Source organism: Halalkalicoccus sp. CG83 (genome assembly GCF_037081715.1).
Taxonomy (GTDB): domain Archaea; phylum Halobacteriota; class Halobacteria; order Halobacteriales; family Halalkalicoccaceae; genus Halalkalicoccus; species Halalkalicoccus ordinarius.
This window is the reverse complement of record NZ_JAZDDH010000002.1, coordinates 369,179-383,695: the sequence shown is the minus strand read 5'-3', so window position 1 is coordinate 383,695 and position 14,517 is coordinate 369,179. Positions and strand designations below refer to the sequence as shown.

Here is a 14,517-nt window from a genome sequence, read left to right as displayed (position 1 = left end):
TTCAAACGCGACTAGAGACGACCGCCATCCCCCAGGGTGCGCGCTCGGCGTACGCCTCCCAGTCGAGGGCGATCCGCTCCCAGGAGTCGCCGGCGTCGACGGTCCGGTAGAGCCCGCGGTTGTTGACGGCGTAGAACTCCCCGGATCCGGCCGAATCGATCTCGGCCCGGAGGACGCCCTCGCCGGTCGGCAACCCTCGTCCGTCGAGGCGCGCCCAGCGTCCCTCCCTCTCGGTCCGACGGTAGACGTAGCTCTCTGCCGTGCCGGCGGTGTGGGCGGTCCGGGCCCCGTTCGCGCTCGAGACGAGCACCGCCTCGGGATCGCCCGGATCGGGCGCGACGCTCCAGCAGTAGCGGTGCTCGAGCCCCTCCTGCGGGTGGGTCCAGGACTCGCCCGCGTCGGTGCTCTCGGCGTAGCCGTCGCCCGCGGCCGAGTAGACCCGGCCGCGCTCTTCCGGGTGGGTCGCGAGCGAGTGGTTGTCCCGGCGCGAGCCCTCGGGACGTTCTCGCCAGGTCTCGCCCGCGTCGTCGCTGAGTATCAGTGCGCCGAGTTCGATCCCGACGTAGAGCCGCTCGGGGTCGTGCGGGTCGAGTTCGATCCACCGGACGTGGTGGGTGTCGGGCCGCGGCGGGAAGTACCACTCGGGCTCCGAGGGTAGATCGGTGATCCCCTCGCGCCGTTCCCAGGTGTCGCCGCCATCGGTACTGCGGTAGACCGCGCTGGGCTCGGTGCCGATCCACACCTCCTCGGGGTCGTGGGGACTGACCGTCGCGCTCGTGACGTGCTCGGAGTCGAGCGTCGACTCGCCGACCCGCTCGAACGAGCGGCCGCCGTCCTCGCTTCGGTGGAGGCCGGCATCGGCGGTCCCACAGAGGACGCGATCGGGAGCATCGGAGGAGGCGGCGACGCAGACGCCGTCGTGGTCCGTCAGCGACTCCACACACCGTCCCTCATCGGGGTCGATCGTCAGGAACGCGTCCCGCATGGCCGCGTAGACGGTCGTCATACCCGTGAGTAGGGTGCCGATCGACAAAAACGAGGGGGCGCGTTCAGTCGACGATGACCGTTCGGATGGCGAGCGGATTCGCCGCCAGTCGGCTCAGTCGTCGCCAGCGACCGTCGCGGGCTCCTGCCTGTCCGAGCGTGGCCCCTCGAGGTCGATCGCGGGCAGCAGGTCGCGGAGGTAGCGGCCGGTGTGAGAGCCCTCGATCCCCGCGAGCTCCTCGGGGGTGCCCTCGGCGACGACCTCGCCGCCCTTCTCGCCGCCCTCGGGCCCGAGGTCGATGACGTGGTCGGCGTTCTTCACCAGGTCGAGCTCGTGTTCGACCACCACGACGCTGTTGCCGTTGTCGACCAGTCGCTGGAGGACGTCGATCAGCTTTCGCTCGTCCTCGCTGTGGAGCCCCGTCGTCGGCTCGTCGAGCAGGTAGAGCGTGTCGCCCGTATCGCGCTTTCCGAGCTCCTCTGCGAGCTTGATACGCTGGGCCTCTCCTCCGGAGAGCGTCGTCGAGGGCTGGCCGAGGCGCATGTAGTCGAGGCCGACGTCCGAGAGGAGCTGGAGGCGGCTCCCGATGCGGGTGTCGTGATCGAAGAACTCGAGCGCCTCCTCGACGCTCATGTCGAGGACGTCGGCGATCGTCGCGCCCTTGTAGGTGACGTCGAGCGTCTCGTCGTTGTACCGCGAGCCGCCACACTCCTCGCAGGGGACGTAGACGTCCGAGAGGAAGTTCATCTCGATCTTTACAGTACCTTGTCCGCCACACTCCTCACACCGCCCGCCCTTGACGTTGAAGGAGAAGCGGCCCTTCTCGTAGCCGCGCTGTTTGGCGAGCTTCGTCTCCGCGAACAGGTCGCGGATGTAGTCGAAGACGCCGGTGTACGTGGCGGGGTTCGACCGGGGGGTGCGCCCGATCGGGCTCTGGTCGATCAGGCGGACCTTCTCGATGTGTTCGATCCCCGTGATGTCGTCGTGCTCGCCCGGATCGACGCTGGTGTTGTCGTTCATCCGGCGCGCGAGCGCCTTGTAGAGGATGTCGTACATCAGCGTCGACTTGCCCGAGCCCGAGACGCCGGTGATCGCGGTGAACGCGCCGATGGGGACGTCGACGTCGAGGTCCTTGAGGTTGTGCTGGCGCGCGCCCTCGACCGTCAGCGTCTCCTCGAAGCCGCGGCGCGTCTCGGGGACGGGGATCACCTTGCGGCCCGAGAGGTAGTCGCCGGTAATGGAGTTCTCGGCGGCACAGATCTCGTCGAACTCCCCCTGGGCGACGACCTCGCCGCCGCGCTTCCCGGGACCGGGCCCCATGTCGACGATGTTGTCCGCCCGGCGCATCGTCTCCTCGTCGTGCTCGACGACGATCAGCGTGTTACCCAGGTCGCGAAGCCCCTCGAGCGTGTTCAGCAGGCGGTCGTTGTCGCGCTGGTGCAGGCCGATCGAGGGCTCGTCGAGCACGTAGAGCACGCCCACCAGCCCCGATCCCACCTGGGTGGCGAGGCGGATGCGCTGGCTCTCTCCGCCGGAGAGCGTCGAGGCCTCGCGATCGAGCGTGAGGTACTCGAGACCGACCTCGGTCATGAAGCCCAGTCGCGCGCGGATCTCCTTGAGGATCTCCTCGGCGATGGTCAGGTCGCGCTCGGAGAGGTCGGCCTCCATTCCCTCGAAATGGGAGAGCGCGTCGCCGATGCTCATCCGGTTGACCTCGGTGATCGCGGTGTCCTGTACGAGCACCGCGCGGCTCTCGGGCTTGAGGCGGGTGCCCTCGCAGGCGGGACACTCCGTCACCGACATGTACTTCTCGATGTGCTCGCGCGTCGAGTCGGAGTCGGTCTCGACGTGCCGACGCTGGAGGTTCGGGATCACGCCCTCGAAGCGCTTCTTCTTCCGGCGGGTGCCGTTTCGCGTGCTCCGCTCGAACGTCACCTGGCGATCGGTGCCGTAGAGGAAGGCCTCTTGTACTTCTTCGTCGAGCTCCTCGAAGGGAGTGTCGACGCTCACGCCGAAGTGCTTCGCGACCGCGTCGATCCGCGTCCGGTAGTACGAGCGGTTGTAGCTCCAGGCCTCGAAGACCTCCTTCAGCGGCTTGGAGGGGTCGCGGACGACGCGCTCCTCGGTGACCTCCTTGGTCTGGCCGATCCCCTCGCACTCGGGACAGGCGCCGTGGGGGCTGTTGAACGAGAAGCTTCGCGTCTCGATCTCGGGGAGGTCGATCCCACAGTGCGTACAGGCCAGCTCCTCGGAGAACTCGACGACCAGTCGGCCGTCGTCCTCGCCCGCGAGGTCGCCGGTCGATCGGCTCTCGCTACCGAGTTCGAGGTCGTCGGGCGCGTCGGGAACGATCACCTTGATGACGCCGTCGGCCTCCTCTAGGGCGGTCTCGACGCTGTCGGCGATCCGGCTGCGTGCCTCCTCGCTCACCTTGATGCGGTCGACGACCACGTCGATCGTGTGGTCGTAGTTCTCGTCGAGGTCGGGCCGATCTGCCGTGAGGTCGAACGGCTCGCCGTCGACCTCGACCCGGGAGTAGCCTTCGCTCACGAGTTCGTCGAACAGGTCGACGAACGCGCCCTTCTGGTCACGGACGACGGGTGCGGCGATCTTCGCGCGCGTCCCCTCCGGCAGCTCGAGGATCCGCCGGACCATGTTCTGGGCGCTCTGCTCGCCGACCTCGCGTCCGCAGTTCGGGCAGTGGGGCACGCCGACGCGGGCGTAGAGCAGCCGGAGGTAGTCGTGAAGCTCCGTGACGGTTCCCACCGTCGATCGGGGGTTGTTCGCGGCGTTCTTCTGGTCGATCGAGATCGCTGGCGAGAGTCCCTCGACGCTCTCGACCTGTGGCTTGTCCATCTGCCCGAGGAAGTTCCGGGCGTACGCGGAGAGCGACTCGATGTACCGGCGTTGGCCCTCGGCGTAGACGGTCTGGAAGGCGAGCGAGGACTTGCCCGACCCCGACAGCCCCGTGACGACGTTGAACGCCTCGCGAGGGATCTCGATGTCGAGGTCCTTCAGGTTATGTTCCTCTGCTCCGCGGACCTCAATAAAATCCCGACTCATTGGGAATTCGGTAGGGTCGCGACGGGTGAATACCCATCGGTTTCGAGGGCAAGGAGTGTGAAAGCATCACACGGGCGGGCGCTCCCGAGGGGTGATCCCGCGGTGATGACGTCCGACGGATCGAATCGCAGACGACGGAACGGACGTCGCTACCCGCGGACGCCTAACGGACGAAGTCACTCGCGTGCTTCGTACGGCTCGACCACCGACAGTAGTCTCTGGCTCAGCTCTCCGGTGACGTTTCGGACCTGGTTCGTTTCGGTATCGTAGAGTATCATCCCACACGCCTCCAGTTTAGGAAGATGGATGTGGTGGAGTGCGATGTGGATGCGTCGTCGATGGTCGTCGTCCGATGGCTCCCCGTTTCGAACGCGTTCGGCGACCAGATCCGCGAGCGCGTCGACATCCATCTCGTTCTGGTCGGTCTGGTTCAGTGATCGAAGAACGGCCCGCCGGTGTTCGTCGGCGACCGCCGAGAGAACGACGTCGGGGGGGATCGATCTCCCGCTCTCAGTGGTACTGGCCGTCACGCGAACTCTCCGGAGGCCGATCGTTCCACTTTCGGTTTACGAACCATACTCAACGAGTGTCTCGCAGCCCTATGAGAATTCGCCATGGTGCACGAGGGTGACGGCGGTCCACGCCCCTGATTCGGACGGGGCGAGTGTGTGCGTGACGAGCGCCACGATGGCACGACGGAGTCGCTCCGTTACGGCCTAATCGGGGATTCCGAGTTCGTCCGCGAGCTCCTTGGTCGTACAGCCTCTCGGGATGTCGTAGTACCCCTTCCGTACGGCGAGACGAATCGCTCTTCGATGAGGCTCGGTCAAGCCGTACCACGGACCGGCGTCGGGTTTCGTCGGATTGGACACCCGATACGCCTCCAACGAGACCTGCTCGTCCTCACAGTGTGCCGTGAACCTGGTCCACCAGGTATGCTGGGATCGGACGACGAGCCACCATCCCGCGTCCCTCACCCATTGCGGTGGGACGCGTCGTGATCGAGCCCGGTACACCACCCGCGTGGGTTATCGGTCTCGGTGACGAACCGTTCGTATGGCGACCGTGATGGAGTTTACGAGCCCGGCGGACGAGTTTCCGCTGGGGAGCGTCTTCGAAAATCTGCCGGAAGTGACGGTCGAACTGGAGCGACTCATCCCACACGAGACCCTGATAATCCCGTTCTTCTGGGTCCGTGGTGCGGAGGCCGAGGACATCGAAGCGTCCTTCGAAGCCCATGCTGGCGTGACGGACATCCGACTCATCGACAGCGTCGAGAACGAGTATCTCATGCGTGCCAAGTGGGACCGGGAGTACGTCGGCATCCTGAGCGCCCTCGAGGAGACACACATCGCCGTTCTCTCGGGGATCGGAACGAACGACGGGTGGCACTTCGAGGTGCGCAGCGAGACTCGGGAGGAGATCGGCGAGTTTCGAACCTACTGCCAGGAGCACGACATTTCCATCGACATCACCGCCGTACACGCGTTGCTCCCGGTACAGGGAGAGGGATACGAGTTGACCGACACCCAGCGAGAAGCGCTGGTGTTGGCCTACGAACGTGGGTACTTCGATTCGCCACGTGAGGCGTCGCTCGAAGACGTCGCCGAGGAGCTCGGGATCACCCAGCAGTCGCTTTCGTCTCGGCTCAGACGCGGTCATCGGCGACTCATCGCTGCGACGCTCATCAGCCAGTAGGCTCGACTGACACGCTCGGCTCCCTATTAATACCTCCTGTATAATCAGTGTTCCCGTTAAACCGACTCAGGCCGCTAGAGTGATGCAGAACAGTATGACAGCCAGCTTAGCCAGTGCCGAGTTAGAGTCGTTGGAGTACCATCGGGACTCGGCGACGTATCGAGCCGAGTACGATCCGAACTCGACCTCCACAAGCATGGCCGTCGTTGCGTCGTTGTCGGAAGTGACGGGCATAGACCCGATCGAACTGGACCCGCTCGGTGCGTCCGTAGACACTGACGCGCTCGACGAGATCGTACAGGTTCGGGGCAGGACGAACGGCGATCGATCGGTCACGTTTACCGTAGAGGGGTACGAGATAATCGTCTACAGCTACGGTCTCGTCACGATCGCTCCGTCGGAACACGACCGCAACGAGGGCGTCCCTCTCCGATGACCACCACCGAGACGTCGCCCACGACTCGGGCGGAACTAAACGACGAACTGAAATCGCTCCTTCTTCGGGCGTATGACAACGGTATCGACGTCGAAGGGGGATGGGAATGCCGGAACGGTGGCGAACATCCGGACTGGGACGTGATCATCACGGAGATAGAAAAGAACGAGAGAGCCGAGTGAACGAAGCCGTCGAGATCGCGTCGTCCATGGACGTGTCTCGTTCGATCCGGTGAGGATCCCGGCACTCCCGTTCGATGCCGCCGACACGTCTCTCGAACCCGCCAAATCGACCGTTGAAGCGGCTTAGGTCACTCGAACCCGCGAGTGTCGGGTCCGTCTTCAGTGTAACGCGGGCCGTTCGGTGCCGGGACCCGCTCGCGGTCGCAGTCGCGATCACGGCCGTCGGGCGGTCCGTGAGGGGTCACTCCTCGAGGTCCTCCACCCGATCGGAGACCTGCGCTTCGATCTCTCGATCGATCCGCTCGTCGACGTCACCGATCCGGTCCTCGACCTCCGTCGAGACCTGCTGTTCGGCCTCCGCGGGGACCTGTTCTTCGACCTCAGCGGCGACGGCTTCCTCGGCCTCTCCGGCCACCTCCTCCTCGAGGACCTGCTCGTAGATGCTCATGTTCTCCCAGACACGGAGGAAGTAGCCGAGGACGAGCCCTCCCTCGAAGGCGGCTACGCGCGGGTCCATGCCGAGGAAGAGGAGATAGCCGAACCCGACGCTGAACGCGACGCCGTAGACCAGATCGATGTAGAACTGCGTCTGACGACCCCTGAGCCGAATCGTCATCGTTCGTCCGGGGATTCGAACCGATCGTACAAAGGCACAACTCCTCGAAGTCGCTATACCGGCCCGACCAGGACGAACGCGAGATACGAGCCGATCGTGGCGAGAATCGGGACGACGTTCTGCATGACGATCACCCGAACGGTCGTCGCCGGGTCGAAGAGCTCGGAGCGCGGCGGCGGATCCCCGTCGCCGTCGGCGGCGACGTCATCGGTCGACTCTCCCGGTTCCGGCTCTCCGACGGTCGGCGCGCCGTCGGCCGTGAGCGCGCCGACCGACACCCGTGGCGAGGCGTTGCCGTGGACGGCGGCGGCGATCGGGACCTGCCGGGTCGAGCGTCCCCATCCCAGACCGACGATACAGACGGTCGCGATGATGACGAAGCTCGCCGGGATGCCGATCGCCGACAGCACGATCACGATCGTCGAACTCAACACGGCGACGACGATCGCCGCGGTCAGCGGGAGGTCGGTGATGTCGTTGCCGAGCGTCTCCATCGTCCGTCGAGCGATGGTGAGCGCGCCCGCCGCGACGGCGACCGAGCCGATCACAATCCCGGGGTTCATTCCGACCGCACCGCTGCCGACGAGCGGCGCGATCGCGTTCGCGACGTTGCTCGCCCCCGAGCTGAACGCCATCAGACAGCCGATGCCCACGACGACGACGGTGCCGATGAGCTCGCGTCGCGTCGTGTTCGGACCGGGAGCCGGACGCGGAAGGGGGCCGGAGCCCTCCACGGTCACCAGCGGCCCCTCGCTTCGCTCGATCGCGATCAGCCGATCGATCGTCCCGTAGGCGTATCGGCCGATCACCACCGCCATCCAGAATCCGATCACAGGGGAGATGATCCACCAGGCGAGGATCTCGCCGATCACCGCCGAATCGAGCTCGCCGGTCGCGAGACCCAGCCCCGCGATCGCCCCGACGGCGGTCATCGACGTCGACGCGGGGGCGCCCGAGACGTTGCCGATCAGCAACGCGCCACCGATGAAGAAGAGGACGACGATGCTGGCCGGTAGCGTGAAGACCGCCGGATCCCGAACGAGTTCCTCGCCGAGGGTGTCGACGACCCGCCGTCCGATCGTCCAGGCGCCGAGGAAGAAACAGACCGACATCAGCCCTCCGGCGACGGTCTTGCTGATCACGCCCGCTCCGACGGCCGGACCGAACGCCGGTCCGGTCGTCGCTCCTCCGATGTTGTACGCGACGAAACACGCGATGACCAGCCCGCCGACCAACAGCGGATCGATCACGGCTACTCGTCGCGCGTACGTTCCGAGCGTTTGAAATCTCTTATGCGGGCCCGAAGACCGTTCGGTGCTTGGCCACCGATGGCCGCGCGGCCCCGTTCGATATCGCAGTATCCGGTTTATTCTCTGAGGTCCTCGATCGAGTCGAACGATCCCTCGCGGACGGCGGAAACGAGTGCACGCTGATCGATCTCGGGTATCTGACCCGGGTACTTGCGCTCGAAGTAGCCGAACAGGTTACGAACGTCGCGCGCGAGGAACTCCTCTGCGTTCTCGTGATCCGCGGGGACCGCCTGCGGCCAGTCGAAGACGGTGACCCCCTCCTCGCCGACGAAGACGTTGTACTGGCTCATGTCGGCGTGGACGTAGCCGGTCTCGTAGGCCGCGGCGAGTTCGCGAAGGATCATGTCGAGCACCGGCCGGACCTGCTCGTCGGTGAGCTTCGTCCGCGAGAGTTCGGCGTCGGGGATCTTCTCCATGATCAGCGCGTGGCGGTTCTGGTCCTCCGGTCTGGGGACCGACACGTCGGGATAGAGCGCCTCAAGCGCCTCGTACTCGCGCTCGGCGGCCTTGCGGGCCGTGTAGAACCACGAGAGGTGCTCCTTATCGGAGGTGTAGTCGCGCTCGCGGCGGACCTCCCGGAAGTTGGTGTAGCCCTCCCGGTGGAACTTCAGGGCCATCGGCCGGTAGGACTGCACCTCGAAGACGTCGCTCTCCTTGCCCACTCCGAGGGGTGCGCCGAACCCCTCGATGGTGTCGCGCTCGGCGAACGTTCGAAGCGCGAGCGCGTCGTAGCCGTCCATCCGGAGACGGATCCCCTCGTACTGGATGGTCTTTCGCTCCACTAGTTCGCGGTCGAGACAGCGGTTCAGCCGGTAGTCGACCTCCTCGCTCGTCAGCCGCGAGAACTCGGTGAGCTTCCCCCGGTTGACCCACTCGCTGAAACGCATGCCGTGCTCGACGCCCGAGAGCAGATGGAAGTCCTCGGGATCGAGTTCCCGCATCACGCTCGCGACGTTCCGTGCCATTGGCCCCGATAGGGCGAGCGGCGATAAAAGCCCCGCGTGAGAGTCCCGTAAATCACATGTGACGATAGAAAATCGAACCTCGGCCGATCTCGCGAGAACGAGGGCGGGGATCGGCCGACCGACACGGGCGGGACGGACACCCGGCGTTCGCGTTCGACGATCCCCCGACGGGCTCGCCGAGCATCGCCTCGGGCCACGTCGCGAGTGACTCGTCGATCCGGGGCCGCCGATCCCTGCTGGCGTCGTGCGGGCGGCCATCACCTCGATCCGGAGACGGCGGCGGCGTTCGTCTCGACTGCGATCCCACCGCGGGGGGATCCACGCGTCGACGTAGGCGTACCGCCGGTCGTGCCGATCCTCCGGGGCGAACGAGGCGGCGAACCGGAACGTCCTTTTACACCTACGGTCTCCGTACTCGGAACGGACGACTTCAATGACGACCGACGAAACGGCAGCCGTCGACGCGCTGGAACGACTCGGGCTCTCGAACTACGAGGCGAAGGTGTTCATCGCACTCCAGACGCTGGGCACGGGGACCGCCCGTGACGTCTATCGCGTCTCGGAGATCCCTCGGTCCCAGGTCTACGGGGCGGCCGAGAGCCTGGCGGAGCGGGGGCTGGTCGAGGTACAGCACTCGACGCCGATGCAGTACCGTCCCGTCAGCCTGGAGGAGGCCGAACGGCTGCTCGAGGAACGCTTCGAGCGCGAACGCTCCCAGGCGTTCGAGTTCCTCGAGTCGGTGCGCGACCGCAACGAGGCCGGCGAGGAACGCGAGGACATCTGGTCGGTCAACGGGACCGAGCACGTCGACGACCGGATCGAGCACCTCCTCGAGGGTGCGAACGAGACGATCGTCTTCGGGGCGGCGAACGCGACGCTGCTCACCGAGACGATCCGCGAACGGCTGTTCGCGGCGGCCGACGGCGGCGTCGAGGTCGTCGTCGTGAGCGAGGACCCCGACGTCCGGCGACCGTTCGAGGGGGGCGTGATTACGGTCCATGCACCCCCCGAGAGCCTGCGAAACGAGCGTGCCGCCCGGATGTTGGTCGCCGACGACGCCGCGGTACTCCTGAGCGTCCACGGGGAGGCCGGCACCGGCCACGAGGAGGAGGCGGCGATCTGGAGCGAGTCGAGCGGCTTCGCGACGGTGCTGGCGGAGATCCTCACGGGCTGGCTCGAGACCGCAGTCATCGAGAGCGAGCGCGGGCGCTGATCGAAGGGCTTAACCGCGACTCGGCGGTAGAACCGGCCACTCGCTGGCGAACGGGCACCAGCGGGCACCTGCCGCGGACGCAGGACGGAATGTGGCCGGCGGCTCGACGACGATCCGCGTGGCTGAACCACCCAACGCCCGTGGTGATACACATGGCACGAAGCTTCTACTCACACATTCGCGACGCGTGGAAGGACCCCGGCGACGGGGACCTCGGCGAGCTACAGTGGCGACGAAAACAGCAGTGGCGCGAGGAGGGCGCGATCGAACGCATCGAGCGCCCCACGCGGCTGGACAAGGCCCGCGAACTCGGTTACAAGGCCAAACAGGGCGTCGTCGTCGCCCGGGTCAGCGTCCGCAAGGGGACCGCACGCAAGCAGCGTCACAAGGCGGGTCGCCGGTCGAAGCGCCAGGGCGTCAGCCGGATCACGCGGACGAAGAACCTCCAACGCATCGCCGAGGAGCGCGCGACCCGTAAGTTCCGCAACCTCCGCGTGCTCAACTCCTACGGCGTCGGCCAGGACGGCTCGCAGAAGTGGTTCGAAGTGATCCTGCTCGACCCCGAACACCCCGCGATCCAGAACGACGACGACCTCAACTGGATCTGCAACGAGAACCAGCAGAACCGCGCGCTTCGCGGCCTGACGGGTGCGGGCAAGCGTAACCGCGGCCTCGGTACGAAGGGCAAGGGCACCGAACACACCCGACCCAGCCGAAGCAGCCAGTAACGCGCCCCTTTCATGTCCGATCTCGAACGCCGGATAGCAGCCGCCATCGGCCGCGAACCGATCGAAGTCGCGGACCTCGAGGGCGGCATGATCGGCCGGGTCGTCCGCGCCGAGTTCGCGGAGGGCGAACCGGTCGTCGCGAAGACGGGACCGACGCCGTTGTCGGTCGAGGCGCGGATGCTCCGGACGCTCTCCGAGGCCGGGCTCGCGGTCCCCGAGGTGTACGACGCGTCGGACGACCTGCTCGTGATGGAGCACGTCGAGGGACGCTCCGAGTTCACGCCCGCGGTCGAGCGCGACGCCGCCGAGCGACTCGCCCGGCTGCACGCCCACGGGGCGGAGGCGTTCGGGTTCCCGTTCGACACCCTCACGGGACCGGTCCGCCAGCCGAACCCCTGGACCGGCTCGTGGGTCGATTTCTTCGGCGAGCACCGGCTGAGCCACGTCGCCCGGCTGGCCCGCGAGGACGGCGCGCTCTCCGAGCAGCGGTTCGAGCGGGTGCTAGAGCTGGTGGACGACCTGGACGCGTTGCTCACGGAGCCCGACTCGCCGTCGCTGATCCACGGCGACGTCTGGACGACGAACGTGCTGGCCGACGACGGGCGCGTCCGGGCCTTTCTCGATCCGGCGACCTACTACGCCCACCCCGAGGTCGAACTCGCGTACGTCCGGTGGACGGACACGTTCGGCGACGCCTTCTTCGAGCGGTATCGCGAGCTCCGCGGGATCGACCCCGGGTTCGAGGAGCGATACGAGGCGTACGTCTGCTATCCGATTCTCGTTCACGTCCATCTCTTCGGGGGTCGGTACGGCCGGAAACTGGATCGAACGCTCGATCAGTTAGGGTACTGCGGGTAAACGGGGCGGAGCGTTCATCCCGATGGGGACCGAACCGTGGGTATGGCTGACCTCTCGCTCGACCCCACTCAGCTCGATCGCTACTCCAGACACATCATCATGGACGAGATCGGCCCCGAGGGCCAGAAGGCGCTGCTGGACTCCCGGGTGCTCGCACTCGGCGCCGGCGGATTGGGCTCGCCGATCATCCAGTACCTCGCGGCGGCGGGCGTCGGCACGCTGGGAATCGCCGACGACGATCGCGTCGAGCGCTCGAACCTCCAGCGCCAGATCGTCCACGGCGACGCCGACGTCGGCGAGCCGAAGGTCGACTCCGCGGCGCGGTACGTCGAGCGCATCAACCCCGACGTGACCGTGGAGAAACACCAGGTCCGCGTCGAACCCGACAACGTCGAGGAGCTGATCGCGGACTACGACGTGATCGTCGACGGCACCGACAACTTCCGCACGCGCTATCTGGTGAACGACGCCTGTACGCTCGCCGGCAAGCCCTTCTCCCACGGCGCGATCTACAAGTTCGAGGGCCAGGCGATCACGTTCCCCGACGACGACGGACCCTGCTACCGGTGTCTGTTCCCCGAGGCGCCGCCCGAGGACGCCGTGGCGGACTGTGCGACGACCGGCGTCCTCGGCGTGCTCCCCGGCACGGTCGGCTGCATCCAGGCGACCGAGGCGATGAAGCTCGTCCTCGGGTTCGGCGAGGTGCTCTCGGGGCGGCTGCTCGTCTACGACGCGAGCGACATGACGTTCGACGAGGTGCCCGTCAGGAAGAACCCCGACTGCCCGGTCTGTGGCGAGGACCCCATCGACTCGATCAGCGAGGTGGAGTACGCCGCCGAGGGCTGCCGCGTGAGCGCGGACTGAGGTCGGTCGACGAGCGGCTCGAGTAACGCGCCTAGCGAGACGAACGGTGGACCGACGTCGTCCTCGTCGGCGATTCTGCCCGGAGTGAACCGAAACGCGCGGTCGGGACGGTCTACGGTCGCGTCGAGGCTCGCCATCGGCGAAAGCGCCCCCGACGGAGGGTGGAACCGGATCGGACGGGGATCGATCGACGCGACGAGGGTGGTTCCGGAGCTGCAGCCGGGGCCGCAGCCGGTCGCGAGAGAAGTCACGCGATCACACGAGAGGACGGAACCGCTTTGGGCCCGAGAGGACTGTAGAGAAACCATGGCGACCGACCGGCGCTGGCGACTGATCCGCGAGGAGGCGTGGGAGGGACCGATGAACATGGCGCTCGACGAGGTGGCCGCGGCGACTGCCGCCGCGGGCGGTCCACGGACCGTGCGGCTGTACCGCTGGGAGCCGAGCACGCTCTCGCTCGGCTACCGGCAGGATCCGAATAGTGTGGACTGGGAGTTCTGCGAACGCGAGGGGATCACCGTCACCCGCCGGCCGACCGGCGGCGGCGGCATCTACCACGACTCCTACGGCGACATCTCCTACTCGATCATCGCCCCCGCGGACGAACTCCCGGGCGACCTGATGGAGAGCTACGAGCTGCTGTGTGAGCCGATCTTCGACGGCTTCGAGCGCCTCGGCGTCGATGCGACGTTCGCCCCCGAGTCCCAGCCGGAGATTCACGAGCCTGCCTGCTACCTCCGGGAGCTCCACCCCGCCCACGACGTCGTAGTCCCCGAACCGGGCGGAGCGCGGAAGCTGAGCGGCAACGCCCAGTACCGACGCAAGGACGCGATCATCCAGCACGGCTCGATCACCTACGAGACGCGCCCCGAGCGTCACTTGGGCACCTTCGCCGATCCGGGGACGACCCCCCAGGAGTTCGAGGGGCGAGTGACGGGCCTGTGTGAACACGCCGAGATCTCCCGCGAGGAGGCCGTCGGAGCGTTCGAGGCGAGCCTGCAGGAGTGGGCGGGCGCCGAGGAGGGCGCGTGGACCGACGAGGAGCTCGAGGCCGCCCGCGAGCGCGCCGAGGGGAAGTTCGCCTCGGCTGAGTGGAACCACGATCGGATCGATCCGCTCGCCTGAAGTGAGCGGACGGGGAACGCATTCCATGGAGGAGATCGTCCGCGCGAGCGGCCACGAGAACGTCAGCGCCGAGCACGCGAGCACCTTCGAGGTGACCACCGACGACTGGCTGACCCCCGCCGGGGACTGCATCCTCGCGGTCGAGGCGAATCGAGCGCCCGCCGACTTCCAGCCCGAGTTCGTCGAGGCCTGCCGGGATCGGGAGGCGACGATCACCGCCACCTTCGAGGCGGACGGGCACGTGGAAACCGTCGAGGGATCGGGCCACCCCGATCTCACCTTCGAGAGCGACCGAAGCCTCGTGGGCCGGACCAGCGAGTACGTCGACGAGCGGACGGTGCTGATCGGCGCCGACAGCGCCGCCGGCGACCTCGACCGAGCGCTCGTGGGCGCGCTGTCCGAGGGAGCCTCCCTCGAACTGCGACTGGCCGTCGAGTAGGGTAGAGCACCGACGCCCGGGCACAACGGTCAAAT

Annotated in this window: 15 protein-coding genes and 1 pseudogene; 9 read left to right on the top strand and 7 right to left on the bottom strand. The window is 66.8% G+C overall.

Features of this window, described 5'->3' with window-relative positions:
• Position 1: 1 nt before the first annotated feature.
• From V0Z78_RS15510 to V0Z78_RS19090, 4 genes and pseudogenes are all read right to left on the bottom strand, one after another.
• Positions 2-1,006 carry a WD40/YVTN/BNR-like repeat-containing protein gene (locus tag V0Z78_RS15510; RefSeq protein WP_336345576.1) on the bottom strand — a complete coding sequence of 335 codons (1,005 nt, stop codon included), beginning with the start codon at positions 1,004-1,006 and terminating at the stop codon, positions 2-4.
• Positions 1,007-1,099: 93 nt separating this feature from the next.
• Entirely contained in the window at positions 1,100-4,048 is a 2,949-nt protein-coding gene (uvrA, locus tag V0Z78_RS15505) for an excinuclease ABC subunit UvrA (RefSeq protein ID WP_336345575.1), read from the bottom strand.
• 176 nt (positions 4,049-4,224) lie between these two features.
• The gene (locus V0Z78_RS15500) at positions 4,225-4,578 is read right to left on the bottom strand and encodes a DUF7344 domain-containing protein (RefSeq protein ID WP_336345574.1); all 354 of its coding nucleotides are present in this window, start codon (positions 4,576-4,578) and stop codon (positions 4,225-4,227) included.
• A gap of 69 nt (positions 4,579-4,647) precedes the next feature.
• A pseudogene (locus V0Z78_RS19090) lies at positions 4,648-4,956 on the bottom strand (helix-turn-helix domain-containing protein); the annotation flags it as partial.
• A gap of 148 nt (positions 4,957-5,104) precedes the next feature.
• Between V0Z78_RS19090 and V0Z78_RS15490 the strand changes: the two are divergent.
• From V0Z78_RS15490 to V0Z78_RS15480, 3 genes are all read left to right on the top strand, one after another.
• Positions 5,105-5,746, top strand: coding sequence for a helix-turn-helix domain-containing protein (locus V0Z78_RS15490; RefSeq protein ID WP_336345572.1), 642 nt, complete (start codon positions 5,105-5,107; stop codon positions 5,744-5,746).
• Between the two features lie 82 nt (positions 5,747-5,828).
• The gene (locus V0Z78_RS15485) at positions 5,829-6,182 is read left to right on the top strand and encodes a HalOD1 output domain-containing protein (protein WP_336345571.1); all 354 of its coding nucleotides are present in this window, start codon (positions 5,829-5,831) and stop codon (positions 6,180-6,182) included.
• Positions 6,179-6,364, top strand: coding sequence for a hypothetical protein (locus V0Z78_RS15480; RefSeq protein ID WP_336345570.1), 186 nt, complete (start codon positions 6,179-6,181; stop codon positions 6,362-6,364). The genes V0Z78_RS15485 and V0Z78_RS15480 overlap by 4 nt, the downstream gene beginning before the upstream one ends.
• A 241-nt stretch (positions 6,365-6,605) precedes the next feature.
• Here the strand turns inward: V0Z78_RS15480 and V0Z78_RS15475 are convergent, their stop codons facing one another.
• From V0Z78_RS15475 to V0Z78_RS15465, 3 genes are all read right to left on the bottom strand, one after another.
• Positions 6,606-6,980, bottom strand: coding sequence for a hypothetical protein (locus V0Z78_RS15475; protein ID WP_336345569.1), 375 nt, complete (start codon positions 6,978-6,980; stop codon positions 6,606-6,608).
• 53 nt (positions 6,981-7,033) lie between these two features.
• On the bottom strand, positions 7,034-8,230 hold the full coding sequence (locus tag V0Z78_RS15470) for an inorganic phosphate transporter (RefSeq protein ID WP_336345568.1): 1,197 nt from the start codon (positions 8,228-8,230) through the stop codon (positions 7,034-7,036).
• 116 nt (positions 8,231-8,346) lie between these two features.
• On the bottom strand, positions 8,347-9,255 hold the full coding sequence (locus tag V0Z78_RS15465; RefSeq protein WP_336345567.1) for a serine/threonine-protein kinase RIO2: 909 nt from the start codon (positions 9,253-9,255) through the stop codon (positions 8,347-8,349).
• 433 nt (positions 9,256-9,688) lie between these two features.
• Here V0Z78_RS15465 and V0Z78_RS15460 point away from each other — a divergent pair, with 433 nt between their 5' ends.
• The 6 genes from V0Z78_RS15460 (at position 9,689) to V0Z78_RS15435 (ending at position 14,482) form a co-directional block, all read left to right on the top strand.
• Positions 9,689-10,468: a TrmB family transcriptional regulator gene (locus tag V0Z78_RS15460; RefSeq protein ID WP_336345566.1), complete on the top strand. Its 780-nt coding sequence runs from the start codon at positions 9,689-9,691 to the stop codon at positions 10,466-10,468.
• A 152-nt stretch (positions 10,469-10,620) separates the two neighbouring features.
• Positions 10,621-11,196, top strand: coding sequence for a 50S ribosomal protein L15e (locus V0Z78_RS15455; RefSeq protein WP_336345565.1), 576 nt, complete (start codon positions 10,621-10,623; stop codon positions 11,194-11,196).
• 12 nt (positions 11,197-11,208) lie between these two features.
• On the top strand, positions 11,209-12,054 hold the full coding sequence (locus V0Z78_RS15450) for a fructosamine kinase family protein (RefSeq protein ID WP_336345564.1): 846 nt from the start codon (positions 11,209-11,211) through the stop codon (positions 12,052-12,054).
• Between the two features lie 42 nt (positions 12,055-12,096).
• Complete coding sequence (ubaA, locus tag V0Z78_RS15445) at positions 12,097-12,918, top strand: SAMP-activating enzyme E1 (RefSeq protein WP_336345563.1); 822 nt, start codon at positions 12,097-12,099, stop codon at positions 12,916-12,918.
• A 306-nt stretch (positions 12,919-13,224) separates the two neighbouring features.
• A complete protein-coding gene (locus V0Z78_RS15440; RefSeq protein WP_336345562.1) occupies positions 13,225-14,043 on the top strand; it encodes a lipoate--protein ligase family protein in 819 nt (272 codons plus the stop codon).
• Between the two features lie 25 nt (positions 14,044-14,068).
• A complete protein-coding gene (locus V0Z78_RS15435; RefSeq protein WP_336345561.1) occupies positions 14,069-14,482 on the top strand; it encodes a DUF371 domain-containing protein in 414 nt (137 codons plus the stop codon).
• Positions 14,483-14,517: the final 35 nt, after the last annotated feature.